The organism is Colwellia sp. MB02u-14 (assembly GCF_014076915.1).
Taxonomy (GTDB): domain Bacteria; phylum Pseudomonadota; class Gammaproteobacteria; order Enterobacterales; family Alteromonadaceae; genus Colwellia_A.
The window spans coordinates 101,346-127,743 of sequence record NZ_JACGUX010000049.1 but is presented as its reverse complement, the minus strand read 5'-3'; the positions used below and the strand labels follow the sequence as shown (position 1 = coordinate 127,743).

The following is a 26,398-nucleotide window of genomic DNA, read 5'->3' as shown; positions in this document are numbered from 1 at the left end:
ATGAGTCGTTTATAAAATTTTATAAAACTTGTGATAGGTAATGCTGATATCAGCGCTATTTTGTAATTCTAGTAAAGGATTTTTCATGATTAAATGTATGTTGATTTCACCTTCTTCACCGATAATAATTGGTGGTCAAGAGCTAGTTTCTCAATGGCAACAAGATGAAAGTACTACGCTATGGATTGATATTGATAAGGTTGAAAAATCTCAAGAAAAAGAAATATTAACTCAATTTGGTTGTCATCCTTTGGCTATTTTAGATGCGCAAAGAGAAAGACACCCCCCTAAAGTAGAACTGTTTAGTGATTTTATTTTTCTACTATACCGCGGTTTTGTTGCCAAAGAAGACAATTTAACGTTTGAACATGTACAAATCAGTATGTTCATCGGTCAACGCGTATTAATTACTGGTCACCCTGAAAGCTCTGTTGCGATAAATACACTGTTTAACGCGAGCAGTGAAAAGTATTTAGCGAGAAGCCCAATACATTTAGCGTTGAAAATATTTCACAGTAGCTGTGGTAATTATCTACAGCAGCTGTTTGATTTTGAAGCACACTTAGAAAAAATTGAAGATCAGTTTCAAGTTAGTGGTAACGATACAACCATGCGAGAAATTACGGCACATCGTTCTCGGTTAGTTAAAATTAGAAGAACGTTTAATTACCATGTAACTGTGGGCAATACCCTAAACAGTTACCTTGAAGATGATGAAACATTACTGATTACCGACAAAGAAATACATGCAGTTAATGATTTAAGAGAGCGCCTTGACCGACTACTGAGTCTTTCTCAAATGTATTATGATATTTGTGGTGACTTAATTAATGGTTACATGTCTGTTACCTCGCATCAGTTAAATGCAACCATGCGTGTGTTAACAGTTATTACTGCTTTGTTTGTTCCTTTGACCTTCCTCGCGGGAATTTATGGGATGAATTTTGAATACATACCTGAGCTAAAATTTGAATACGGTTATTTTACTCTACTTGCAGTGATGTTAGTTATTTCTGTTGGGCTTATTGTCTGGTTTAAGAAAAAACGTTGGTTGTAATTTAAAAAGAGAAAAATATTGAGCGATTCAAAAACACTTTATGAAAATAAAGTCATTAATATAAGAAAGCGGCAACCAATAATGGCTTGGTTACTCTCTTTAACTCTTATCTCTATGGGATATTATTTGTCAAAAACGCAATTTTTAGGAATAGAGTGGCTGACCCGAAGTGGGTGCTTAATTGTGTTGCTTGGTGTTTGGTCAAGCATTGGCGCTATCATCGCTGAAAGAGTGTTAATAAGTAAATTGAATATCCAACATCGGGTTGTTTTATCACGAGCAAAAATGAAGCTCAGAAAAATTAATGCGCCTGCAGAGTACATTGAAAAAGAAATTAAAACGATTGAAGATAACTTTGACGATAAAATTGACGTTGTTAAAGACAATGTTAGGTATCAGCTGGGTATTTTAGAGGTTTCTTTATTGATGACAGGTACCTTTATTTGGGGTTTTGGCGACTTAGTATTTAAAATAAGTCTTTAAAAAATAATTCTTAAAGAGTGAACGATGAGTAACAATATTTGGTGGGGCGAGTTTACCTTTGATGAACAACAAGAGAAAAAGTGTTGGAGCGTAGGCGAGCGAGCCATATTAATAAAGCGTAAAGCCACAGAGTGGAATATTTGGAACATTGAAAATCAAGAAGAAGACCACCAAATTGTGCTTTCTGACGGCGAAAAATTTAACGTAGAAAACAATGCCATTATTGGTCGATTTTTAGAGAAAGCCAGTTCAGATAAAATAAAAGTATTACCAAAATTAGCAGACCGTCCTGTTATTGCCCGTCCTTCATCTCCTTTAACTATTCTTGCTGGTGAAAAAGTACAGTTGTTTATCAGTACACCTATTTGGTTTTACGCTGAAACATTTCCAAGTGGCAAATGTTTGGTTGATTTACCTTTTTGGCGCCCCTCTGATTCATGGTTTGGCAGTTCAACCATTGATGGTCAGCTCTGCTATGCGAAATATACGTCTGCAAAAACTAAACTTGAAGAATTAGACTTACACCCTCATCGGGCAACAACAGCTATAATGGTCATTAATAGTCATGATAAAGCATTAATTATCAATAGAATTAATGTTCCGGTAAATTACTTACACTTATACGGCGATGACAAAAATCAATTGTGGACATCTGGCATCACTATCGAAATAGAAAATGAATCAGCTGATGTTGAGTTAATTGTTGAGAAAAGTATTTCGGCTAAGTTGTCTCTGCTCAAATCTATTAGTGCTCCGCGTGAGTCTTCAGAGCATGGGGAATTAATACGCAGAATTAGTCATTTATTTGGGTAAATATTAGTTCAGCAAACAAGAGTTAGGTAAATATTGTATGGAAGTCATTAATGAGTTTTTTAATACGCTCAAAGTATCTCATTTGTATACATTAACACAGGCACTTATTTTATTTATAGTCGGTTACTTTATTGCTAAAACGATAAGTAGCGGTATTGAAAAAATTGTCGATAAAAAAATGACGACACACGGCGTTTTTTTATTAAAAAGAACGGTGTTTTATACGTTGTTGGCACTATTTTCATTATCCGCTTTAAAGCATGTAGGTATAGATTTAACGATATTGCTTGGCGCAGCCGGTATTTTTACTGTTGCTATTGGTTTTGCTTCACAAACCTCCGCATCAAACTTAATTAGCGGCCTATTTCTGATGGTAGAAAGGCCGTTTTCAATTGGCGATGTGATCAAAGTTAATGAAATTTTAGGTGAAGTTATTTCTATTGATTTACTGTCTGTTAAGTTAAGAACCTTTGATAATTTGTTTGTCCGCATACCCAATGAAAGTATGATCAAAAGTGCGGTAACCACGATGACAAAATACCCTATTAGAAGAGCCGACTTAAAGTTAGGTATCGCTTATAAAGAAGATATTGAAAATGTCAGAGATGTTCTATTAAAAATAGCGGAGAAAAATGTTATTTGTTTGGAAGAGCCAGCACCCTTATTTATTTTAACCGGATTCGGATCATCATCTGTAGATATACAATTTTCAGTTTGGTCAAAAAGAGAGAACTTCCTTACCCTTAAAAATGAGATGTATCAGAATATTAAAAAAGCTTTTGATGAACAAGGTATTGAAATTCCATTTCCACATATAAGCCTGTATTCAGGTAGTCAAAGTAAACCTTCTGATGTTGCTATAAGTGCGGGTTACAAAATCACCAAAGATGGCACGTTGAAGAAGTGAAGGTTAAACAACGATTAAGCATTAATCTTATGGTTGAATGCTTAATCGTTAACACACGGTAATTAATTTACTGTTTAATCAGTAATAGATCGCACGGTGGCTCGTATAAAAAGTTTGATGTTGTACTACCCACCCAAAATTTATCGAGCATACTTCTATTAACCAAACCAATAAATAAAATGTCTATATGGTTTTTGTTAATATATGTCTTTAAGGCGTCTTCAGGTGAACCTTCGATTAACGTGTATTGATCTTGTTGAACCTTAAACTGACGTGAAAACTCTTTTAACCCTTCTCGGTGCATCGAAAGTACTTTGCTTTTGTATTGGGTTAAAACGGAGGAAATGTAACAACAATGTACAACTTGCCATTTTATCGCTAATGATCCCTCCCAGTTTTTTAAATGCTTAACGATATGTTCATCAATTTTTGCCGGGCGATCATTTTCGTGTAATGGGTCAACTGCGCCAATGACATTGAGTGGTTTTTTCCAGACGTTATTACTGAGTAATAATACGGGGGCGTTCAATTGTGTTAGCGTTTGGAAAATAGGGTGTCTTTGTTTTGGCGGTGTATCTTCTAGAATTAATAGGCCATTATTTGTTTTTGCTAATTCAGTATTAATGGCTTTAATGTGATTAGATGTATCGATAATGATTATTTCGGCTTTAATCGCACTCATTTCTAACGCATTAAGTAACGTTTGTTTTTTCTTATTGATAGGCGCTAAGTCTTCATTAACCGTTGATGAACTTTCAACCATTGAATGCCAATACCACCGCTGAGTAGACTTCACTTGAGCATCTATTATTATTTTAATTCGCATTTGATGAGCATTGGCAAGCTGAATTATTTTATCTAAAGTGACATTTTTATAAAAATAGCGCCCATCTATAAACCAAATTAATTGCTCAGTTATCATTTTTTTTCCTCATGTAGAATAATGCCTTCGCTAATACGTCCATATGACTTAGTTAACACGTCAAATATGGTTAAAGTTATAGCAAGGAAGAATGTATAGATAGTCTTTTTTACCTTAAAACATTTCTATCAGCAAAACTTAGTATGCTATGATTTTATTTAATCGCTTTAAAGTTCATTGGCAATTTACCATAATGCATAGTCGTTTTTTCTTATTTATATTGTTTTTTTTATTTCCACCTTTTGCCTTATCGAGCACACTTTTAGTTCATATCTCTGATGATTTACCCCGTGAAGTAACACAAAATATTCATGCCTACCTAGGCACGTTGCCAGAGGATGATACTGAACGGGCGGCATTTTTCTTTACAGCAAAAAAACAGGCATTAAATGCATTAAAAGCACTGGGTTATTATCGTGCGGTGGTAACCAGTTCGACTGAAAAAAACGGAAATAAAAATACTTGGACGCTTTCGCTTGGTGTAACGTTAAATCAACCAACGCGCGTAAAAAAAGTACGTATTAATATAAGTGGTAACGCCTTAGGTGATAGCGTTTTTTCTGAAATCATCAGAAAAATTCCAATTGTTTCAGGTGATATATTACACCACGGTGTTTATGAACAGTTTAAAACAGACCTTGTTTCTCTTGGCTTAGAGCGCGGATACTTTGATAGTAAATTTATAAAATCTACGATTGCGATACATAAAAGCCTAGAAACAGCAGAAATAATTATTCACTTTGACAGCGGATCTCGTTATCAATTCGGTGAAATAAAGTTTACTGACTTTGCTATAAATCCTGATGTTTTAAGGCCTTTACTCACTTTTAAACAAGGCGATTTTTATCAACAAACATCGTTGCAAAACTTGCAGAATGAACTTGATGAAACGCAGTATTTTAGCAATGTTGTTGTTCGACCTGAAATTGAGAATACGACCAACAACATACTGCCTATTGATGTGTCATTAGAAAAAGCAAAGCGCCATCAATTTAATTTAGGGCTAGGTTATGCAACGGATACAAAAGAAAGGTTTTCTTTTGGGTGGAAAACACCATTAGTTAACCGTTACGGACATCGCCAAGAAACACGGTTGTCGTATTCAGCGATTAACCCAACGGGCTATTTTATTTACAGTATTCCATTATCGCATGCCAATAACGATGTCTTGCAGTTGCAGACTGAATTAGAAAAAAATGACTATGGCGATTTAACGAGTAAGTTTTTTTCTTTTCAAGTTGGTCGTGTTTATCTTAAAGGTGATGTGTTACGCCAACCTTATTTAAGACATCTCAGTGAGGAGTGGGACACTGATGGTGTTTATGATGATGCTGATTATTTTATCCCTGGATTTACTTGGTCTGATATTGACCGCGATGGCCCTTTACTCGACCCAACTCAAGGGTTTCGACAATATTATAACCTAGAAGGAAGTTATGAAGGTTTATCGTCGGAAACCTCCTTTTTACGTTTCAATGCGCGTTGGAAATATATTTCATTGTTAGCGCCTAAGCATCGCGTGGTAGCACGAGTAGAGCTGGGCTATGTGATTGTTGACAAAAAATTTGAAGAAGTGTTATCTCCTTCATTACGCTTTTATGCGGGGGGCGATCAAAGTATTCGAGGCTTTGATTATCAATCAATTGGTCCTAAAGTCACGCTTTCAGATGGTCTTAATCAAGGGGAAGAAATCGTTATTGGTGGGACTAATATGGTCGTTGCTAGCCTAGAGTATCAGTATTATTTTTCAAAGACTTGGCGAGGGGCACTCTTTGTTGATGCAGGTAGTGTTAATGACAATGATAAGTTAGACCCTGTTTATTCTATTGGACCCGGCCTTCATTATATTTCTCCTATCGGACCCATCAGGTTTACTTTAGGGTATTCATTGAGTGAAGAAAACCCTTCATGGCGTCTTCATTTTAGTATTGGTGCAGAGCTATGACTTATAAACGGGCAAGTTTCACAATAATAGCGGTGATAACGGGCTTACTCTGTTTTCTCGCGATACTACTTTCAACGCCTTTGGGAGCAAAGCTATCACTTTATGCCGTTAGCGCGACTTCCTCTGTTCAAGTTAAGTACAAAAGTGGCGCACTTTTAAATGATTTAGTGCTAGGTCAATTAACAATCGAAAATGATAAAACGATTATTGATGCAAAAAATATTGGTGTTAAGTTACATTTACGGTGTCTGTGGAAAAGCCAACTTTGTATTGATGAACTGAGTATTGCATCACTGCAAGTGAACATGAAAGAAGGGCAGGCAACATCATCTAATGAACTTGTCGAAGAAGCGATTAACTCTTCAAGCTTCACGTTACCCTTCACCCTTAAATTGAAAAAGTTCTCTTTAGCGAGAGCGGAAATTAAAAGTCCCGAATTAAAGGTTAACTTAATCGACTTTTCTAGTGCTTTATTTATCAATAAAAATATTGTTAATCATTTATCTATAAACCTAGAAAATGCGCGCTTGGTTAACGCCAACATTAAGTTATATGATAAGCAGAGTCCATCAGTAAAACCTATTGAAATGGCTTGGCCGCTGGCAACACTGCCTAAGCTTTATTCACCGGTTAAGTTAGCGGTAAGGTCGTTAGTTGTTAAAAAATTGACTGTGAATGAAGTCGACAGTAGAGGTAATGAAAATACACTATTAGCGACAATTGATGCCGCTGCAAAAATATCATGGTTTAAAACGAAACTGTTAATCGATGAATTATCATCAACAGTTGCAGGTGTTGGCGCGTTATCTTTGAAGGGAAAGGTCGATTTTGTGCCTCCCTATGTTGTTGACTTAATCTTAAAGAGTTCAATCAAAAATTTCGAATTACTACCACAGCTAAACGACACAAAACAAGTCGTATCCTTGCAGGGTAATTTATCTGATTTAGTCACCAATATAAGCAGTGAGGGGGAAATAGAATTAAGTGCGCAAATGTCAGTAAATGTCACTGATGCAAACTTACCTTATAAATTGAAGGCTGATGTAAGCCAATTTACCTTGCCTGATAATATTGCCAAGGTTATTACCCCCTCAACACTCTTATTACAAAGCGAAGGCGATATTAACCAACACCTGATCGATTTGAAAAGTAATATCAGTGGCTTTGGTTATCAAGACGCATCACTTGTTTTAAGTGCAACTTATGATGAGCAAACTTTTAAAATAAGCACCTTACATTTTGAAGAATCGCACGCAAATAACATGCTCGATATTAAAGGCGAATTACAGTTAGGTAGCCGCCTGTTATGGGATGTTAAGGTAGAGTCATCGGGTATTAACCTACCTAATATCAACAAAGAATTATCAGGTAGAGTGCAGGGGCAGATCAGCAGTAAAGGCTTTTTCCTTGATAACGAATGGGCATTTACGCTTGATGATTCTAGCATTCAAGGTGAAATAAATCATCTTGCGCTTACCGCTGCTGCTAATATTGATATCAACCACAAGGGTGAACTAGCGCCGAGTAATATAAACCTCAATTATGGTGGTATCGCAGTTAAACTCAAAGGGTATAGCGAAGGAAACTGGCATGTCGATGGCTCAGTTAATATTGTTAATACGGGGTTATGGCTTAAAGATATAGAAAGTGATCTGCGTTCGAATATTTCAATATCAGGCCCAACTCAGCAGCCAGAAATTAATTTACAAGGTGAATTAACCGATTTATTCATGGTTGGTGTTTCCAGTGATATGGTTAATGTTGACCTGAAATATCGCCCATTGGATAATCATCAACATCAAGTGTCCTTTGCGAGTAAGGAGCTGAACTTAAAGGGTCACCGCATTAATAGTGTGAACTTAGCAAGCAGTGGTGATTTAAGTCAGCAAAAGGTAAACGTTGCTTGGCTTGGGGATTCTTCGATTGATTTATCGATTAACAGCAACTATTTTGCGCAGAGCGACCAATGGAAAGTGGAAACAGATAAGGTTACCTTTTCTTTAGATGAACATGTTTTTAAATCAAGTCAGCCAGTTAAACTACTATATGATAATGCCAATAATACCCTTGCCTTGAATAAACACTGTTGGCTTGGGAAAACTTCACAGCTTTGTCTCATTGATGATGCGACTGTTAAGCTTACGGAAGGTGAATTAACCTTAGCCATTAAATTAGGTAGTGATCTTTTAAGCCTTTTTATTCCTCAAAACATTTTTTTGCAGAGTACGCTTGCAGGGAATGTTGCTATAGGTTGGCAACAAGATAAAATGCCATCAGTTAACGCTAAATTACTCATCAGTGACGGACAAGTAGCAGTAAAGAAAGAAGGCAGTTTACATAAATTGCTTGCGTGGCAAAAAGGCCAATTGAATTTACAACTGAATAACCAAGGTATTGCAGCAAATATTGCTTTGCTTTCTCAAGCGACTACTGAAATAGTCAATCTCAGTAGTGTTATCTTATTTGCCGACAATCGAACCATAGATAGTCAACTTATTATTAATGACCTTAACCTTTCACCATTGCAGGTTTTCTTACCCGAGCTTACATCATTGGAAGGTCTCTTAAATACTTCGCTCACCATTGTTGGCGATTTAGATAAACCGACCATAAATGGTGGAATAAAACTAACCCAAGGCAAAGCTAAAATTTTAGGCAATATTAATACCTTAGAGGATATTAATATGGCTTTTGACTTTAAAGGGCAACAAGCGGTTATTTCTGGTGGTCTTAATATTAATAATGCAGCAGTCACGGTTAAAGGTGACGCTGACTGGCAAGATGAATTGAAAGGTAATTTTGATTTTGACGGTGAATCACTACATTTTTCGATTCCTCCTGATCTTACATTAACCGTTTCTCCCCACCTCAATGCACAAATAAAAGCGTCTAAGCTTAAAGTATCAGGCCGCATTGAGATACTTGATGGCAAATTATTGGTTAATAAATTACCACAAGGAAGTGTTAGCTTAAGTAAAGATGTGATTATTGTTGATGATACAGGCGAACAAGTGGCTAATGAAAAGCCATTTGAACTCTATACCAATGTTCGTGTGGTTATTGCTGACGCTTTCAACGTTGAAGGCCAAGGTTTTGTTGGGCGTTTAGGTGGTGAATTACAAGTGAGCCAGCAGGCTAACCAGCCCTTACAACTCTTTGGTAGTTTAAAAATCCCCCAAGGTCGTTATCGCGCTTATGGGCAGGATTTATCGATAACAAAAGGCATTATTTCTTTTAATGGCACAGCAAATAACCCTTATGTAACGATGCAAGCAACCCGTAGTATTGAGAAAGAGAATATTATCGTCGGTATTGATGCAACAGGTTTAGCTAATAGTTTACATATTAAATTATTTTCAAAACCGACAATGCAACAATCTGAAACCTTGTCATACTTAGTGAGAGGTCGAGGGTTAGATGCAGAAACGAGTGACAGTAATACGGCAATTGGCGTAGCTTTAGGGGCAGCGTTAACAAATTTTTCGGGGGTACTTACCCAAATAGAAAAATTGCCACTGATTAATAGAATTGAAATTGATGGTGACGACGAACAAGCTTCCATAGCGGGCTATTTAGGTGAACAAGTTTATATTAAATATGGTGTGGGTATTATGGAGCCTATTAATGAATTAACGGTGAGGTTCTATTTGTTAAATCGGTTGTGGGTTGAAACAGTTTCGGGGTTAGAAAACTCTGCCGACATTTACTACTCTTTTGATATAAAGTAAATAAACGGGTAGTCAAATAACCTAGTAGTAATCGGCTTCACGGGTTAGTGCCCTTTAGCACCGCGAATGAATACCCCAGTAGCAGATTTTGTCTAACTGCCAGGTTTTACATAAAGTCTTCTAAATGGTATAAAATTCAGTTATAAATCGATTCAAGGCTGCTTTCCAATTTCCAATGGGCATTGTCATGATCAATAATAAGCTCATAAATCCCCCCCATTGCTCTATTTGAACAGAGATTAAATGAACGTTTTGCTGTTTTTTGAACTGTTTATGGCTTGATTTAAGCCTTGATACGTCAGTGCCTGCCCGAGTAAGCCTAATCATTTAGCTTTATCGAAATGATCATCGTCAATGTTGGAAATGGCTCATGCTTGTGTGGTGTAGCTTGCTGTTTTGATGAGTTCGATATAAATATAAAAATTTGCCAACGCAACTAATGGCCTTATTCACGTGCATCATCGAGAGAAAGCTCTGTTAACATGGCTTTAATCAATCAATATTTACTTCATTAGCTAAAACAGAAGAGGTTATTACTAAGGAGATTATGAGTATTAGTAACCCTGTAGTCATTACAACCTGCTGCTTCCTTGTAATACTATGATAACCATTTCATATTTTAATTTATTTGCTTTAGCTCTTTTTTATAGTGATGATTGTTCTGCACATAATGAGCTGCGCCTGCTGCGATCATTACTTTGGTTTTTTCATCGAGCTGTTTAACCACTTTTGCAGGTGAGCCTAAGACCAAACTCCCATCAGGAATGACCATGTTTTCGGTCACTAAAGCATTAGCACCCACTAAGCAGTTTTTGCCAATTATAGCGCCATTTAATATCACAGCATTGATACCAATTAAACTCCCTTCGCCTATGGTGCAACCATGTAACATCACTTTATGACCAATCGTTACATTTTCAGCAATGTTAATAGGGAAACCTTTATCAACATGTAGAATAGACCCGTCTTGAATATTAGAGTTTTTCGCTATCTTTACTTGTGCTAAATCGGCTCTGATCACGACATTAAACCAAATACTGACATTTTCGCTTAAGTCTACATTGCCTATTACAGAAGCGTTGGGTGCTATAAAGCAGCTTTTAGGGATTTTGGGAGAAAGTTCACCTAACTGGTAGATCATATCTTGATACCTCAATATTAATATATACATTGAATATAACGAATTAGACATTAACATTCATTAACTTTGTCGCTTAATAATCTGTTTACTGTTGTTGGTATCAGTCGTTATTTAACTTAAGGGGATATACTCTACATTTAGCTGGTGATCAAAAATATGAAGTGGCATAGTTAATTTGGCCACCTACTTAGAGATGTTATTATGCATCTCATCAAACGTTAGGTGATACAAATGACAAAGAAAAAACGTCCCAATTTTAGTCCTGAATTTAGATTAGAAACAGCACAATTAGTTGTTGATAATGGCTATACCCACGAAGATGCAGCGAAAGCGATGGGTGTTGGTTATTCCACCGTTAGCAAATGGGTTAAACAGTTAAAAGAAGAGCGAAAAGGTAATCAACCTAAAGCGACTCCGATGACCCCTGATCAATTAAAAATACGTGAACTTGAAAAAAAATTAAACGTATTGAATTAGAAAAGGATATTTTAAAAAAGGCTACCGCTCTGTTGATGTCAGACTCCCTGAACAATTCTTATTAATTGAGAAACTCAATCAGAGCAATATAAACAAGTACCCTATTAGTACGTTATGCTATGTATTTGAAGTACATCGCAGCAGTTATAAATATTGGGTAAACAGGGATAATAATTTAAGCTCCTCAGAAATCAAATTAAGAGCAGATGTTAAACGCTTTCATGCACTTAGTGGTGGCTCTGCGGGTGCTAGAAGCATTGCTGACATGGTGACTAATGAAGGCTATCCATTAAGTCGTTATCGAGCAGGAAGCTTAATGAATGAACTGGATTTAGTGAGTTGCCAGATACCTAAGCATAAATATAAAAAGGTGAATAAAGATCATGTAGCCATCCCAAATATACTCAAACGCCAATTCGCTGTTGTTGAGCCTAATACTTATTGGTGTGGCGATGTGACGTACATTTGGACGGGTAATCGTTGGTCTTATCTTGCTGTTGTCCTTGATTTATTTTCTAGAAAAGTTATTGGCTGGGCTATCTCAAATTCACCTGATAGTGAGTTAACGATGCAAGCATTAATGATGGCATATGAGAGCAGAGGAAAACCCAAAGGTGTCATATTCCACTCAGATCAAGGAACGCATTACACCAGCAGAAAGTTTAGGCAACGACTGTGGCGTTATCAAATCACACAGAGTATGAGCCGCCGTGGAAATTGTTGGGACAATGCACCAATGGAGCGATATTTTAGAAGTTTAAAAACGGAATGGATACCAACGATAGGATACAAGAATTTTAATGAAGCTAAGCAAGCGATCATTAATTACATCATGACTTATTACAATCAGACGAGGCCACATAGGTACAACGCAGGAATAAGTCCAAATGAATCAGAAAGAAGGTATGAGTTAAGCTACAAAACTGTGGCCAATATTACTTGACCACTTCAGAATTATACGGTTGTAATGGGACTGTTCATCTTTTCAGTTTTGATTGTAGCTATTCTATCAATAGGTTGATCTACAATTACATATTGCTTCATTTGAGATAAGTATTGCCAGTTATATGGTTGCTCTCTGATACACTTTTCTAATCGTGTGTATACAAGGCTGGAAATAGCACCTGATTTTAGAAGTTCAGTCCTTATGGGCTCGTGAATTTTAATCTCAAGTCTTCCATTTTTAAACTCGGCAACACCTGAGATAACCGCAGAGCCTGTTTTTGAAGCCATATACTCTATACCCGACATGCCAGCCATGACTCTATTGAACATAGGTACAGCTATAAATGCACTACTATACTGAAATATGTCAGGGTACATTGATAACCACATACCACCTCGTAGTGATCTTATGGATTTAACTAAATCTCTAGTGCTATTATGAAAAATCATTATATCTTCTTTATCGCTATCAATCACTTCTAAGTGTTTTGCGTTACCTGAATTCACATCAGTTGAATCGAAAAATGTTCCCAGCTTGCTTTCATTTTCCGATAAAAATTTACTCAAACCTATTGCGGCAATTGATTGTATAGACTGGTGAGGGGTTATAATTATTGCCCCTTCACTACTTCTTGCAAGCGCCAAGGCCTTTGGATGAATTTTGTAATCTACAAATTCAGCTATAAATTTACTTCTCGATCTTGCCGATAAATTACCGTACCACCATTGTAAGAGTTGACCTCTTGAAAAGGTTACAAAGTGCTTTAATGTGTCTATATCTGCCCTCTTGTGACTATAGCCGAAGAAGTCTACAAGGTTATTTTTTACCGCGGATTTCTTTACCGAAATAAAGTACTTATAATTACCCATTAACCATCCATATATCGAAATTATATACAACACGACTTTCATGCAGACCTCTCTTCTTGATGGCGTATAATCAACTTTTGTAGGGCATCTTTCTTTATTTGTTTTGGTATTGAATAAAAGGGGAAATACCGGGCTATATTGTCTAGATTTGTATCCTTTTTTCTATTCTGTATATACTCAGTAATGATGGTAGTAATGTTATTAACTATTTTGATTTTACCTTCCATTGAATACATATTTGCATAACACGAACTAATTTCATAAGTATCCATTTTGATATAATTAATAGTATTCCCTGCATTTTTTATCAATGCAAAAATCGTTAGGGGTAACTCATAATCTATTGCTAATACTGAGGTATTTATATTAAAGTTGTCAGGATCTACATCGGTATTGGGAGTATAAATAAAAATCGTCTTTTCTGCTTCTTTCCACTTAGCTTTAAACTCAAGGTAAGTACAATTATCACCAGTATTTATCTGCTTTTTCGCACCGAGTTTACAAACTTTATAGTTAGTATTTTTATTTACATATTTATAGAATATATCGTTGTCTAATTGATTAAATGGTTCAAAAAAAAGGATGTTCTTATTCCCGTTAAAAATATTATTTCGATCATAATTATTCTTTATGTGGCGCAACCACCTGTTTATGCGCTTAGTGAACTTAGCATCAGCTTCTTTCTTAACGGCTTTTGACAAAACATTATTAAACCCCTCTTGAGTTGTCATTATAAAGCCCTCTATTTTTATATGAGTTACTAACTATATTAATGGTTCTCATAGAAATCCTTACTACTCCTATAAGCATAAACATCATTAAAACAAGCCCCAACACACTACCAAGTAACGTCATAATAGTAATTTCTGAATTTACTCCATCATAAAGACTCACAAGTAGAGTGAATTGATTGTTGAGGAAACTGATGATCAGCAAAATGTAAAGTACAGCTATACCCAGATAGCAGTATGAGAATATAACATTCTTTACACCTGCTGCGCTAAACGAAAATAAGCCTCTAGATACATACCTATGGAGGTTATTAACATCAAGAACATCGCACAGAATCCAGTATCCATCAAACTTGAACAAAGGATTTAAGGTGAATATGATTGATATTGTAATTAGATTACTAGCTGATATTGCCGTAGCACTTTCAAACACAATCCCATACGAAATAACTACCAACAGAAATATTAATTGGAAAAACACTCCTCCAAATGAAACCCATGATCGTTGAGATTTAGTTAGCGTCCAGCTTTCATTAACATCTGCATATAGAACGGGGAATATATAATACAATCCGAAACCAATTTCACCAGCTCTATCTGTGTACTTAACCAGCGCACTTGCATGACCAATTTCGTGAAATAGAACACTAAAAAAATATATTATGAAAATTAGTATAGGATCACTTAAAAACATAAATTGATTAAACTCTATTACTCGAATTTCTTCGCTATACATACCAAAGCAACAAAATAATAAAACGGCTAAAATGACAAGGTGAGATTTTGAAAAGAGAATCGTAAAGGGTTTAGATAATGTTGTTACTGACTTACTACTCAGTAGATCTAAAGTGAAAATAAAACCATCAAGACCATGCTTTTTATTATCAATTCCATCACCAACTAAACTTAACTTTTGTAAGCCTTCGATAGCACCTTGTGATGTTAGTCCACTGTTTTTACAATACATATCGAATTCATCGACAGTATTTGAGTGCGATTGGATTTTTTCGAGGAATCCACTTAATTCGGGGGATATTTCACTATAACTACCATTTGTGTTTAGTAGGTATCGGTCATTTTCAGTAGAAACACTAAGTGAAAACTTTGAAAATATGATTGGAAATTCCAGTTCCATTGTGATTTCCTATTTTAAAATAAGAATAGAGGCCGAGGCCTCTATGAAATTCTAAGTATTACTTAAAATGGGATGCTACATGACGGTTCTTGACAACCATTTTCTTGAGGGCATGGTGCCTGTGCTTGCGCATCAGTTACTGCTGCGCTAATGATCTGCATTTCTAAGCGAGTGTCTAGTTTTTCTACATCAAACATTTGGTTATTCATATTTTTATCCTTTTTTTTATTGTGAGAGGTTCCCCTCTATTCCTTTTGGCACGTTGCCAGCAGTGAATCCTTTTAGAATCAAAATCAATTCTTAAATAATTAACTTGTAATTATATTTACAAAATATATACATTGTGTAAAGATTTATTTTACATCAAGATATTCACACATATTTATGATTGAAACTAAGTACTATATAATTTGTCATAATTGAATAATAAGGCTAAGGACATGGAATTGTCATGAATAAGGTATGAAATCTGAACCATTTTTCTATCCAGGTATTAAAGATGATGAAGTTTTAGACACTAATTTTTGTTTTAATTATGACATTAATGTCCCTTACTCTGCGTTTGATAATTTGGTCATAAAAAACTCAAAATCCGACATCAAAAGCACAGTAAAAGTATCATGTAAACTAACCCATTTAGTATTTATTATTGCGGTGCATATTGCACTTGGTGCTGCCTTTAATTTGTCAAAATCTGGCTCAAAAATACAAGTTACACCTTATGCAGAACCTAAAGTAAGGGCCACTTTATATTATAGAACGCCAGCTAAAGCAAAGGTTCCTGAGACCAAATCCATTATAAAAAAAACAACAAATGCTAAACTCATTCCTAATAAAATTACTAAGAACCAATTGCCTAAAATCCAGTCAATTTCAAAGGAAAAACTAAAAAGTACTTCTAAAGAGACTAGTACATTCATTAAAGAATCACTCCCGTCTATCAATTCTACTGAGCCACACTCAAACACATTAAAGAGTTCATCTTTAGCAGAACAATCATTAAATAAATTAAGAGCATCAATTAATGCACAAACATTAGAGCAAGGTTTGAACGAAGACTATGAGGAAAAACTAGCTAGCGAAAACAGTATAGATAAATCTATCAACAAATTTTTTCCTGATTCAACTAAAGCGGAAGAAATTAAACTTAAGAATAAAAATGTAGATTGTAACTCTGGATTTCAAAGAGGTGTTGCTGAATTAAGTGGGCTTCTAGGAGGAAGGGTTAAGTGTTACTCAACCCCATCTTTAAAAGATTTTCTTAAATCCAGAAATAAGCACTAGGTTCTCTTAATCATTACTCAATTTTAAATTTTCAATTTAATATTAATAACCTTTAAAATCAGCTTCCCCCTACAACCTACTGAAGTGGAATTTTTACCACGTTGAAAAAATTGTATTATCAACTGAATCTTTAAAATCACTACTCTTTTAATACAATGTCTTCAATATTATTTAAGATATAAATAGAGCTTTGTTGGTAAGACGATACAGATTTTTTAGTATAAAAAACATACTTAAAACCAATTTCATTAGCTTTAATACTGAGATTAATTAAATAGGATAGAGAATTAAATTGTATTTCTAAAATATCAGATAAATAAAAGATAAATCGGACATTAATATTCGAATAGTTATTGGTAAGTTTTTATTCAAAAACGACTATAAAAAATGAATGAACTCTATGGTGCTTTGTGCCCCCAAGCACCATAGAATTTAATACCTAAAATCATATTAATCTAATGTCCGTTTAGATATTTTTTAATCAAATTAGAATTTTTTTCTTTACAAGTATCTGGTGAAATTTAGAACAATTCTATTATCTAACGCAGGGCTGATTTTCATCGATTCAAATGTCGCTAGATAAACTAAAGCTAAGGTCTTCTTTCGTATCTTAGCAGTCATCAAACTAGCCCCTCGCTCTATCTCGCTTTGAGGAAATAACCCCCTAAGTTTTCATTTTAATTTAGACTGCTATGTACAAAAAGGGGATATTATTCAGGCCTAATTTAGCTCCATCTGCTCAAGGTAACTTATGTTCAGTTTTATTAGCTTTTTAAGCTTCTTTTTTAGTTTCTTAATTTTACTTTTTAAATCGTCATCTTTACCAACATTAATATTGGCAATATAGCTTTGGGCTTTATCTAACTCTTTATTGTGAATATAAAGTTGTACCAAACGATACTCTGCCCATGGCTTATATTGCTCATCGGCTAATGGTATCGCCTGAATAAGTGACTCAATGCCTAATTCAATTTCTTGTCTTGATTCAGCAGAAACCTTACCTTGTTGATATAAAGCACGACTTTTTTCTTCATTGTCATTGGCATGTTTTATTGCAAGATTTAAATCAATACGGGCTTTTTTCCACGCTTCATCTTTAATATAAGCACTTGCTCTAGTCAAATATAATACAGCGCTTTCAGGAAATTCTTTTAAACCTTCAAGCAACGTTTGCTCGGCTAAATCAGCTTTTTCAATTTGCCAATAAACATTGGCTAGTTGTTCATAACCTTGTTCTTTATTAAAGCTTTGCAGTTGCTTTGCATAGGTAAGCGCTTTATCTGTATCACCACCTGCAATGCTCGGCGCTCCTAAATGAAAACCAATCAAGGTATTTAACGCATCTTCATGATTGGGGTTTAATTTAATTGTTTTTTCCATCGCTTCTAGAAAGTCTTTGGCATAACCTAGCTTTGAAAAAATACTCGCTTTTTGTGCCATGATCACTGCGCTAACACCTAAGTAATAATTTACGTCAATGTTTTCGGTATGGTCATCGCGTAATTCTTCAAAATAATCAAACGCTTCTTCAGTTTTATCTTTTTGCAATAAAATTCTGCCACTTAATATTTGCCCTTCAATACTTTGCTTCTCTTCCAAGGACAATTCATTAAAAGCAAGTTTAGCAGCTTTTACATCATCATTTTCTAAAGCCGTAGCAACAAGGGTAGTATCTGCGTAGCTCGTAATGCTCATTGTTACGGATAAAGCTAAAGCAATTAATTTTTTATTCATTTTACTTCCTGTAATTATTTTTAGTATATAATTTATGCTATTTGCGTTATTTATATTGTACTTTTTTGGAATCTTTGGCTACTAACCAAATCACTCTGACCACAACAGTCTTTCGTTAAGCCTTCTCGCAACACTGCTTAACTTTTGTTGGCTGTGTATAGATAAATCAGTTCCTTTTGGGAAATATTGTCGGATTAGCCTATTAGTATGTTCATTTGATCCTCTCTGCCAAGGAGAATAAGGATCACAAAGATATACTGGAATTTTTGTCGCTATCGTAAATTCTTTGTGATTAGTTATTTCATAGCCTCTGTCTCATGTGAGGGATTTATACATTTCTCTTGGTAACTTTTTAGCATTTTTTATTAATTATTTTATGACCGTCTTAGTTTTACTATCCTGAACTTTAACAAGCATTACATAGCGTGAATGACGCTCTACAAGGGTTGCAATATAGCTATTATTACAACCTTTAATTAAATCTCCCTCCCAATGTTCAGGAACAACTCTATCTTCTGCTGACTCAGGCCTTTCACAGATTGTGAGTCCATCTGATATTTTCCCATATCCTTTATTTTTTAGTGTGGCGTGGCTGGAGTAGCGCATGATACGCTTTGATCTTAAACATTTTTGTAGTTCTTTTTTTAATGCGCCCCTTGTTTGAATATACAACGTTTTATATATCGTCTCATGTGACACTTTAAAGTCTTCATTATTAGGATGAGTTCTTTGTGGCCAACCCGCTATTTGTTGTGGTGACCATGCGCACTTTAGTTTACGAGCGACAATAAGAGTTAGCTTTTTATTTAATGCTAACTTACATGTTTTAGGTCGCTCTGCTCTTATCCATGCAGCTTTATCTGTATGTGCAGCACGATATTTATCATAGCAACCGTTACGATTAATTTCACGGCAAAGAGTTGATGGTGTGCGGTTGAGTTTAGTAGCTATAGATTTCCTTGATAGGCTGGCTGAAATACCACGAGAAATCTCTTCACGTTCATCCAACGTTAAATGATTTTTTGCCCTTTGTTTGTTGTTAGGTCGTATACCTCCAGTCGCCGCTATAATGCGAGATATAGAAGGATGATGTCGGTCAAACAATCTAGCTATATCATTAAGCGTACTTCCTTGTTGGTATTTTTCCCACATTAATGCTTTTTGCTGAGCAGTATAGATAATACGAGTTCTTCCTTTCATCGCTGCGCTCCTTTGTTTAAGGATAGCATTGCATTGACCATTTGAACTCAAGGCGAATTGCAGACAGTCGGGGGTCATTCAATCCTATGACCGATTTTCGCTGCATTATTAGCACACCACGGCAAATCAAGCTATAGTAGAGTCCGCAGTTGGCCCACACACATGGCCTGCTTATTCCATCCACTTTTAGCCAAAATAAGAAGTGTCAGATTTTTTTACAAAGCCACATATTAATAACAGAAAAACAAGCTAACACGTTGTATTACATATAATAAAAATTAGTGGTATGAGGTTTACCATACATTCAGTAGACTTAGCATATCGCACCTTATATGAAGGCATAAGCCTTTGTCTGGTCAGGAAGTTACGCTCATTCACTTTACATCATGAGCGTTAATTAATAGGTAGTTGTTACCTCACACCTTGGTCACCCCTCAATGAGGTTATCAGATAACATTAGATGGAAGTAGATGATGAAAAATAAAAATATAGTATTAAAAACCTGCTTAACCGCTTTGGCTTTGTCTGTTGCTGGTTTAGCAAATGGACAAGCTGCAGGCATGACCCCTGACGAAATGCTCACGTATTCTGTCATTTCAGGAGGTGCGGTGAATATAGCAGCGCAACCTGATTATGTGACAGCCCCCAATGTTGGCGGACATCTCGCTGGACAAGCGGCTGTTGTTGTCGGTGCTTATACGACCGTCAATGACATCTATGCTGGCGCTGCTGTTACTACAGGTGCTTGGTCAAGAGTGAAGGATGTCGACGCTGGCGCTGCCGCTGGAGTGGGTGCTAATGCCTTCGCTCTGGACGTTAACGCGGGGGCCGCAGTGGTCGTCGGTGCCAATGGGCAAGTCGGCACAATAACAGCTGGCGCAGCCATCACATTGGGCGCAGGTGTGGGTCATAAGGTCCCCAACGATTATACAGGAGTTGTCACTCGTGGTGCGGGTAGCACAGTTATCACCGATTCGACCGAATATTCAGACATATACCAAGAATGGGCAAATGATGCAGCAGAGACATCAACAGGCATAATAAAGAAAGCCGACGATATGGTAGTTGCTATGGAGAATATTGATACTGTTCTCGAACGGACCGCGAACGTAAACCAGGAATATGTCAATATTAATACGGACCTGTCCAGCTCTTCTATTGGAACGGTCGGTACTGAAACAACAGTTCGCTACAGTGCGATAAATCTGCAGGTGGACTCCAAACTTTATATAGATGGCGACGTCACGGTCATTACAAGCGAGGCAATGACTATCGGGGCTGGGGCAGAAATTGTGCTGGGTGACGGTGCTACTGTGACATGGATTTTGGGCGGTTCGCTCAATCTAGGAGCAGGGTCAACGTTTAGTGGTGAGACGTATGTGAATGGCGCGGTAAATGGCGCCACGAGCGATGTTGCATGTGGAAATTTATACGCCACAGGACCGGTAAGCGTTTCTACCATTGGTGATGCCTGTTTAATCCCAGTTGCTGAGGTACCACCGATGTGATTCGAGATTGATTTAGTGAGCATAGGTGGTAAATACAGTTGTATAGACGATTAAAATACTATGTATTTACTAAATATCGATACTGTGTGTTATTTCAAACTTTCGAAATGCCATGATCATGATTGGACATATTTAAGTACGAATCGCAACGGGGTAATTGATTCAAGATACCTAATCTTTATACGGCCAGAGCAATCCGAGGTATGATAGAATACTTTGAAAGATGAAATAAATAGCCGGTTATAAGTGTGGCTTTAATTTCTTAACTACTTGACCATTTACGATAGTACGACATCTGTTTTTGTGGGGGTAACCCATGCTCCAATGCGAGCATTGACCCATCGCTGCCAACGTTTTACGTACAAACCTCGGCCAAAGCCATCTCATCTGAGGTGGCTTTTTTTATGCTTAGTTGCTCATAAAGCTGCCTGTAGTGTAAAACGTGTTTTGCCACCGTCTTTGCTGCGACGGTTAATTGTTTGCCATCAAAATGATAACCAAGAAAATCCCAGCCCCGACTGATTTTATCGATAAAGGTTTTATCCGGCGCTTGTTCCACTTTTAATTGATTAAAGTGTTGATTGACGGTTCTCACCGCCTTGCGCAAGTGCTAACGCGTTTTGGCTAATACAATCACATCATCGATGTACCTGCGATAAAAATAGCGAGGGTCACCTTCCATCTGCTCATCTAAGCCCTTTAAGTAATAGGCAGCGATTACAGGTGATAAGGGGCAACCTCTGGATATTCCACAAGTAATGGACTTAAACGTACTACCCCTTTCAGCGCTGCGTTTCACAAACTGCACTAACAAGCGTCAGATAAACGGGTCGGTGATGTCTTTATCCAATTGCTTGAGCAATATCGTATGTTCAATGGACGCATAGTAGCCCTTCACATCCGTTTTCATGACATAAGTATAATCAGGCAGGGCGGCTTGCAGTGTACTGATGGTAGCTTTTAATCCACCATGGCCTTTGATATGAGTACAAAATGGCGATAATGCTAATGCCTCCGGTAATGCCATGGCTAACATCTTCAATACCAGCGCATCTTGTGATGACCACAAGTGAAGGGTTTCACCATCGGCTTTGGTGACCACACTGAGCGGCATGAAGGTGTAATCTTGTCTGTGGAGTGTTTGCAGCAGCTCACCACGGATAGTGTGCCAATAAAGGCGCAGATGCCAAATATCGGCATTGGCGGGAAAGTTACGCCAATGCTTACATAACCATGAATAAGCAGTATCGAGAGTGGTTTCAGTGAACCATGTTTGGTCTCCAGCATGGTTTAAGCATAGCTGAATGGCGGCTAAAAGAGCAAACTTGGATTCTTTTTAGAAAAGCTGAGTGACCGCTCCTAGCACGGAGCTGAAGTATTGATTTAGTCACTCGTAACTTTGAGCCTAAACCATAATTTATTTATAAGAAAGCCCCGTCATTGATATATCATTTTGTTACAAAAGTAAGCTATTCACATTTAGTAACTTTTTTGGATTATGATATCCTCTAAATACTACAAAAGGACTTAAAGTAGTCATCAATCTTTTGATTTAACTTATGGCCTTTAATTGAAAAATTAACATTAAAATAACTTGGTAAGTGGCACATGATTAATTTCAAAAGTTTAATATTTTTATCACTATTTTCAAGCATGCTCGTTTCAGCCAAAGGTATTTCGTTAGATACAAAAAATCAGCTAACTCATCATTTGGAGAACGCCCAAAAGCGACACGGGATTTTTGGTCAATCTTTAGCTGTTCTTAAGAACGGTAAACTGGTTTATCTCGGAGCTACCGGAAAAGCAAATATTGAATTTAACATCCCTGCAACCCCTGAGACGATATACACTATCTACTCTGCAACAAAACTATTTGTTTCGACAAGACTTATGCAGTTGGTTGAGCAAGGGAAATTAGAACTTGATGACACCTTAGGTGAGCACTTTTCGGAGATACCGAATAATTGGAAGTCAATTACTATCTTACAAGCTTTCTCGCATATTTCCGGCATTCCAGAATATTCGCAAAAAAAAATGACTCGCTTAACTGGTGTTGAAGCAATATCTTATGTTGCCGATAAATCAATGGAATTCGAAGCTGGCACGAAAAGTAGTTATAACCAGACAAATTTCTTTTATATTCAAAAGCTTGTTGAAAAATTTGATGCTTTAAGTATAGAAAGTTCAATTCAACAACATGCTCTTATTCCTCATAAATTGTCACATACGAACTTTGGTGGAGAGTTTGACATAGTTTTAGGTCGTGCAACGAGATATAAAGGCACGGCTTCTGGAAACAAACGGATTGTGAGTAATGATCCTCCTGCCTATTACTATGCCGCCAATGGTATGAATAGTTCGGTAAAGGACATAGCGATTTGGTTTCAAGCACTATTAGCAGGACAATTTATAAGTAAAGGTACCCTTGAAAAAATATGGACCCCCCTCTCGTTGAAAAATGGTCGAAAAGCTCGTCACACCCATGGCTGGGAGATAAAAAACACAAATGGTTATACCGCTGTTGGTCACTATGGTGGTGATATTGTGAATGTTAGGCATTTTTTCAAAGATGACTTAACGAAAGATACGGTTACGATTATTCACTTAACCAATGGCCGCAATAAATATTTCAATGCGTTTGATTTCTCTTACACATTAGCTAGTGAAATTATGACGGAAATGAAAACACCTTTGATAACTCTCAAGGAAAACATGTTTAGAGAAGTAGAAGCTAACAATTTGGAACAAGCGAAAGCTGAATACGCTCAATTTAAAAAAGCTTCTCATGATATGACATTAGAAACAGCAGAAATGATAAACACCTTAGGTTATAACGTTATGCGGACTCTAGGGCCATATAAAGCTATTTCTATATTTGAGTTAAATTGTCAAGATAACCCTAATTCATCCAATGCATTCGACAGCCTTGCAGAGGCTCACTTCAATGCAAAAAATATGAACAAGGCTAAAACCTTTTATCATAAGGCGTTAGAGCTAGATGTGGGCAATCAACGTATTCAAAAGATATTAGAGGGATTGAATAAATAACTGAAATCTTTTGTGCAATTTAAATCGATCAAGTATCTCACTTCGACTTATTTAATTTGCAAATAGTAAGCTTCAATACAAAACGGCTGAGTGTTCATTTTTCGGGTGAGCGCCGCTTTCCTCTAAACTCTCTATGACCGCTTTGTTGACTATCAAGATGAAGGTAGCTATACGTCTCATAAGTACTAAATATAGCTCAAAAACCTATTGGGTTTAATGCCTTCTATCGTATCCAAGTGAACATAAACTGGCCTAATTTTCAGGACTAATTTAGGCCAGCAAAGTGGTAATAGTGAATATTGCATAAAACGTCTCAATCTCATTCCATGTCTAGAAATCTCACAAGCGATGTCTATTCACAATATGAATAAATCAATAGCTCTAAGATAAGAATTAGCTCATGGCGAAAAACGGACTGTGTGATTTTTGAGCATTACAAGGCTTATTTAGACACTGTTATAAACAGCTCTTTTGGCAAATGTCGATGTAGGGGATGGTAATTAATGCAAGGGTATATTTGAATAATGACAATACATTAAGATTTTGCTAGGAAGTGATGAGACATCAGTAATTCGTGTGAAATAATATAGGGGCTATTAATTGAACAAAAAAGAGCAGTAAAAAATAGAGTTTGTCAGCGACGCTTAACGAAGCTGACAAATAATGATTAAATTCATTGGTATTCGTTTTATTAGGTCATTATATTGCTGATTTATAATGAAAAGAAATTTAACTTATTATCAAGCATGCGATGTATTGAGAATAGTTTGTATATGATTGTCAATACTTTCCACTTGAAACATCTTTCCTGTATAATCTCGCGCTGTTAAACAACAGCCTTTAGAGTAAAAACCTGAATTTGCACTAAAGGCCGTAAAATCACTATTTATAACGCTGCTCTTTATCTTTAATAAAATATGAGTAAAAGCACCAGTAGCACGACCGTAATAAAATAAAGAGCAAGTTGAGGCACAGTATGACCGTAGAACAATTCGACCCACAAGCAACTAAAAAGAGCAGTAATTCAGCCGAGAGCCAAACAACCACGTTAGACATTCCGTCTAAGATGATTGAACAGCAAGTGAATAGTCAACAGGCCTCTAAAGCGGCTAAGATTGGTTTCGTTTCATTGGGCTGTCCAAAAAATCTTGTTGATAGCGAGCGTATCCTTACTCAGCTTCGCACTGAAGGTTACGATGTAACCAATAGCTACGATGATGCTGAACTCGTTATTGTAAACACTTGTGGTTTTATTGATTCAGCCGTACAAGAATCACTTGATACTATTGGTGAAGCGCTTGCTGCCAATGGTAAAGTATTAGTCACTGGCTGTTTAGGTGTGAAAAAAGATGAGATTATCGAACTTCACCCCAATGTTTTAGGTGTTACGGGACCTCATGCTTACGATGAAGTGTTAACGCAAGTACACAAGCACGTTGCAAAACCTGTTCATAACCCGTTTATTGATTTAGTGCCGCCACAAGGCGTTAAACTTACCCCTAAGCATTACGCGTATTTAAAAATATCAGAAGGGTGTAATCACCGTTGTACTTTTTGTATAATTCCTTCGATGCGTGGCGACTTAGACTCTCGTCCTATTGGCGATGTCTTAGGTGAAGCAAAACGTTTGGTTGATGCTGGCGTTAAGGAATTGTTAGTTATATCTCAAGATACTTCGGCTTACGGCGTCGATGTTAAACACAAAACTGATTTTTGGGATGGTATGCCGGTTAAAACGCACATGCAGCAGTTATGTGAAGAATTAGCCAAGCGGGGCGTTTGGATACGTCTTCATTATGTTTACCCGTATCCACATGTTGATAAAATAATTCCTCTTATGGCGGAAGGTAAAATACTACCGTACTTAGATATTCCTTTTCAGCATGCCAATAAACGTATTCTCAAATTAATGAAACGTCCTGGTAGCTCAGACCGTGTATTAGAACGCATTGCTAAATGGCGAGAAATTTGTCCGGAACTTGTTATTCGTTCAACGTTTATTGTTGGTTTCCCAGGTGAAACAGAAGAAGAATTTGAAGAGTTACTAGAATTTTTAGAAGAAGCACAACTTGACCGCGTAGGCTGTTTTAAATACTCGCCTGTTGAAGGTGCTACGGCTAATGCCTTACCTGACCATAATTCACCTGAAGTTATGGAAGAACGTTTACAACGTTTTATGGCGGTTCAAGCGAAAATCAGTTCTGATAAGTTGCAAGCACGTATTGGTCAAGAATATTTAATTCTTGTTGATGAAGTGAGTGCCCTTGGTATTGTTGGGCGTTCTTATATGGATGCGCCAGAAGTTGACGGTAAAGTGTATTTGTCTGATGATTATGACGCTAAGCCTGGCGACCTAATGTGGGTACAAATAATTCATGCCGACGAGCATGATGTTTGGGGCGTTAGAGTTGACGACGAAGCTGAAGATTAAGGTTATAAAAATTTAGGCTATAAAAACTCTGTCTGAGAA

At 36.6% G+C, this 26,398-nt stretch carries 20 protein-coding genes and 1 pseudogene; 11 read left to right on the top strand and 10 right to left on the bottom strand.

Translation table 11 applies throughout. The annotated features are described in order from the left end of the window. Positions 1-85 precede the first annotated feature (85 nt). The 4 genes from H4J52_RS04530 to H4J52_RS04515 are packed head-to-tail and all read left to right on the top strand — an operon-like array spanning position 86 to position 3,260. Positions 86-1,057, top strand: a complete 972-nt coding sequence (locus tag H4J52_RS04530; protein ID WP_182177762.1) for a magnesium transporter CorA family protein — start codon at positions 86-88, stop codon at positions 1,055-1,057. Positions 1,058-1,075: 18 nt separating this feature from the next. Further along, entirely contained in the window at positions 1,076-1,540 is a 465-nt protein-coding gene (locus H4J52_RS04525; RefSeq protein ID WP_182177764.1) for a hypothetical protein, read from the top strand. Between the two features lie 24 nt (positions 1,541-1,564). Beyond that, positions 1,565-2,353 (top strand): hypothetical protein, encoded by a 789-nt coding sequence (locus tag H4J52_RS04520; RefSeq protein WP_182177766.1) that lies wholly within the window; start codon positions 1,565-1,567, stop codon positions 2,351-2,353. Between the two features lie 37 nt (positions 2,354-2,390). Next, positions 2,391-3,260, top strand: a complete 870-nt coding sequence (locus H4J52_RS04515) for a mechanosensitive ion channel family protein (protein WP_182177768.1) — start codon at positions 2,391-2,393, stop codon at positions 3,258-3,260. A gap of 67 nt (positions 3,261-3,327) precedes the next feature. Here the strand turns inward: H4J52_RS04515 and H4J52_RS04510 are convergent, their stop codons facing one another. Further along, positions 3,328-4,182 carry a universal stress protein gene (locus H4J52_RS04510; protein ID WP_182224275.1) on the bottom strand — a complete coding sequence of 285 codons (855 nt, stop codon included), beginning with the start codon at positions 4,180-4,182 and terminating at the stop codon, positions 3,328-3,330. Positions 4,183-4,330: 148 nt separating this feature from the next. On the opposite strand from H4J52_RS04510, the gene H4J52_RS04505 reads away from it, so the two are divergent. Together H4J52_RS04505 and H4J52_RS04500 are read left to right on the top strand one after the other, a co-directional pair. Further along, positions 4,331-6,127 (top strand): autotransporter assembly complex family protein, encoded by a 1,797-nt coding sequence (locus tag H4J52_RS04505; protein WP_182177772.1) that lies wholly within the window; start codon positions 4,331-4,333, stop codon positions 6,125-6,127. Then, positions 6,124-9,855: a translocation/assembly module TamB domain-containing protein gene (locus H4J52_RS04500; protein WP_182177774.1), complete on the top strand. Its 3,732-nt coding sequence runs from the start codon at positions 6,124-6,126 to the stop codon at positions 9,853-9,855. Before H4J52_RS04505 ends, H4J52_RS04500 begins: the two co-directional genes overlap by 4 nt. A gap of 619 nt (positions 9,856-10,474) precedes the next feature. Here the strand turns inward: H4J52_RS04500 and H4J52_RS04495 are convergent. Next, entirely contained in the window at positions 10,475-10,996 is a 522-nt protein-coding gene (locus H4J52_RS04495; protein WP_182177776.1) for a gamma carbonic anhydrase family protein, read from the bottom strand. A gap of 231 nt (positions 10,997-11,227) precedes the next feature. Here H4J52_RS04495 and H4J52_RS04490 point away from each other — a divergent pair. Then, positions 11,228-12,416 (top strand): IS3 family transposase gene (locus tag H4J52_RS04490; protein WP_182177778.1). Its coding sequence is split into 2 segments (ribosomal slippage): positions 11,228-11,472 and positions 11,471-12,416, totalling 1,191 coding nucleotides; the frame shifts between segments, so codons are not numbered across the junction. Between the two features lie 11 nt (positions 12,417-12,427). Here the strand turns inward: H4J52_RS04490 and H4J52_RS04485 are convergent. The 4 genes from H4J52_RS04485 to H4J52_RS04470 form a co-directional block, all read right to left on the bottom strand. Continuing rightward, a complete protein-coding gene (locus tag H4J52_RS04485; RefSeq protein WP_182224274.1) occupies positions 12,428-13,330 on the bottom strand; it encodes a hypothetical protein in 903 nt (300 codons plus the stop codon). Then, positions 13,327-14,019, bottom strand: coding sequence for a hypothetical protein (locus H4J52_RS04480; RefSeq protein ID WP_182224273.1), 693 nt, complete (start codon positions 14,017-14,019; stop codon positions 13,327-13,329). Before H4J52_RS04480 ends, H4J52_RS04485 begins: the two co-directional genes overlap by 4 nt. Next, entirely contained in the window at positions 13,997-15,154 is a 1,158-nt protein-coding gene (locus H4J52_RS04475) for a hypothetical protein (protein WP_182177784.1), read from the bottom strand. The genes H4J52_RS04480 and H4J52_RS04475 overlap by 23 nt, the downstream gene beginning before the upstream one ends. A gap of 62 nt (positions 15,155-15,216) precedes the next feature. After that, positions 15,217-15,363, bottom strand: coding sequence for a hypothetical protein (locus H4J52_RS04470; RefSeq protein WP_182177786.1), 147 nt, complete (start codon positions 15,361-15,363; stop codon positions 15,217-15,219). A gap of 253 nt (positions 15,364-15,616) precedes the next feature. Here H4J52_RS04470 and H4J52_RS04465 point away from each other — a divergent pair, with 253 nt between their 5' ends. Next, positions 15,617-16,438 (top strand): hypothetical protein, encoded by an 822-nt coding sequence (locus H4J52_RS04465; protein WP_182224272.1) that lies wholly within the window; start codon positions 15,617-15,619, stop codon positions 16,436-16,438. 720 nt (positions 16,439-17,158) lie between these two features. Here the strand turns inward: H4J52_RS04465 and H4J52_RS04460 are convergent. Both H4J52_RS04460 and H4J52_RS04450 read right to left on the bottom strand, forming a co-directional pair. Next, positions 17,159-18,172: a lipopolysaccharide assembly protein LapB gene (locus H4J52_RS04460; protein ID WP_182177790.1), complete on the bottom strand. Its 1,014-nt coding sequence runs from the start codon at positions 18,170-18,172 to the stop codon at positions 17,159-17,161. A 108-nt stretch (positions 18,173-18,280) separates the two neighbouring features. Beyond that, positions 18,281-19,372: pseudogene (locus H4J52_RS04450) on the bottom strand (IS30 family transposase); the annotation flags it as partial. Positions 19,373-19,842: 470 nt separating this feature from the next. On the opposite strand from H4J52_RS04450, the gene H4J52_RS04445 reads away from it, so the two are divergent. Continuing rightward, entirely contained in the window at positions 19,843-20,880 is a 1,038-nt protein-coding gene (locus tag H4J52_RS04445) for a hypothetical protein (protein WP_182224271.1), read from the top strand. Between the two features lie 355 nt (positions 20,881-21,235). On the opposite strand, the gene H4J52_RS04440 is transcribed toward H4J52_RS04445, so the two are convergent. Both H4J52_RS04440 and H4J52_RS04430 read right to left on the bottom strand, forming a co-directional pair. Further along, a complete protein-coding gene (locus tag H4J52_RS04440; protein ID WP_182224270.1) occupies positions 21,236-21,487 on the bottom strand; it encodes a hypothetical protein in 252 nt (83 codons plus the stop codon). Between the two features lie 210 nt (positions 21,488-21,697). After that, on the bottom strand, positions 21,698-21,994 hold the full coding sequence (locus H4J52_RS04430) for a hypothetical protein (RefSeq protein WP_182177800.1): 297 nt from the start codon (positions 21,992-21,994) through the stop codon (positions 21,698-21,700). A gap of 494 nt (positions 21,995-22,488) precedes the next feature. On the opposite strand from H4J52_RS04430, the gene H4J52_RS04425 reads away from it, so the two are divergent. Beyond that, positions 22,489-23,928: a serine hydrolase domain-containing protein gene (locus tag H4J52_RS04425; protein ID WP_182177802.1), complete on the top strand. Its 1,440-nt coding sequence runs from the start codon at positions 22,489-22,491 to the stop codon at positions 23,926-23,928. A 976-nt stretch (positions 23,929-24,904) separates the two neighbouring features. After that, positions 24,905-26,359, top strand: coding sequence for a 30S ribosomal protein S12 methylthiotransferase RimO (rimO, locus tag H4J52_RS04420; RefSeq protein WP_182177804.1), 1,455 nt, complete (start codon positions 24,905-24,907; stop codon positions 26,357-26,359). The last annotated feature ends 39 nt before the right edge of the window (positions 26,360-26,398 follow it).

What these genes read in the sequence shown, in the direction of transcription:
- H4J52_RS04530 (WP_182177762.1), top strand. Translation starts at nt 86, where the DNA reads ATGATTAAATGTATGTTGATTTCACCTTCTTCACCGATAATAATTGGT.
- H4J52_RS04520 (WP_182177766.1), top strand. Translation starts at nt 1,565, where the DNA reads ATGAGTAACAATATTTGGTGGGGCGAGTTTACCTTTGATGAACAACAA.
- H4J52_RS04515 (WP_182177768.1), top strand. Translation starts at nt 2,391, where the DNA reads ATGGAAGTCATTAATGAGTTTTTTAATACGCTCAAAGTATCTCATTTG.
- H4J52_RS04510 (WP_182224275.1), bottom strand. Translation starts at nt 4,182, where the DNA reads ATGATAACTGAGCAATTAATTTGGTTTATAGATGGGCGCTATTTTTAT.
- H4J52_RS04505 (WP_182177772.1), top strand. Translation starts at nt 4,331, where the DNA reads ATGATTTTATTTAATCGCTTTAAAGTTCATTGGCAATTTACCATAATG.
- H4J52_RS04500 (WP_182177774.1), top strand. Translation starts at nt 6,124, where the DNA reads ATGACTTATAAACGGGCAAGTTTCACAATAATAGCGGTGATAACGGGC.
- H4J52_RS04495 (WP_182177776.1), bottom strand. Translation starts at nt 10,996, where the DNA reads ATGATCTACCAGTTAGGTGAACTTTCTCCCAAAATCCCTAAAAGCTGC.
- H4J52_RS04485 (WP_182224274.1), bottom strand. Translation starts at nt 13,330, where the DNA reads ATGAAAGTCGTGTTGTATATAATTTCGATATATGGATGGTTAATGGGT.
- H4J52_RS04480 (WP_182224273.1), bottom strand. Translation starts at nt 14,019, where the DNA reads ATGACAACTCAAGAGGGGTTTAATAATGTTTTGTCAAAAGCCGTTAAG.
- H4J52_RS04475 (WP_182177784.1), bottom strand. Translation starts at nt 15,154, where the DNA reads ATGGAACTGGAATTTCCAATCATATTTTCAAAGTTTTCACTTAGTGTT.
- H4J52_RS04470 (WP_182177786.1), bottom strand. Translation starts at nt 15,363, where the DNA reads ATGAATAACCAAATGTTTGATGTAGAAAAACTAGACACTCGCTTAGAA.
- H4J52_RS04465 (WP_182224272.1), top strand. Translation starts at nt 15,617, where the DNA reads ATGAAATCTGAACCATTTTTCTATCCAGGTATTAAAGATGATGAAGTT.
- H4J52_RS04460 (WP_182177790.1), bottom strand. Translation starts at nt 18,172, where the DNA reads ATGAATAAAAAATTAATTGCTTTAGCTTTATCCGTAACAATGAGCATT.
- H4J52_RS04445 (WP_182224271.1), top strand. Translation starts at nt 19,843, where the DNA reads ATGATGAAAAATAAAAATATAGTATTAAAAACCTGCTTAACCGCTTTG.
- H4J52_RS04430 (WP_182177800.1), bottom strand. Translation starts at nt 21,994, where the DNA reads ATGCCGCTCAGTGTGGTCACCAAAGCCGATGGTGAAACCCTTCACTTG.
- H4J52_RS04425 (WP_182177802.1), top strand. Translation starts at nt 22,489, where the DNA reads ATGATTAATTTCAAAAGTTTAATATTTTTATCACTATTTTCAAGCATG.
- rimO (WP_182177804.1), top strand. Translation starts at nt 24,905, where the DNA reads ATGACCGTAGAACAATTCGACCCACAAGCAACTAAAAAGAGCAGTAAT.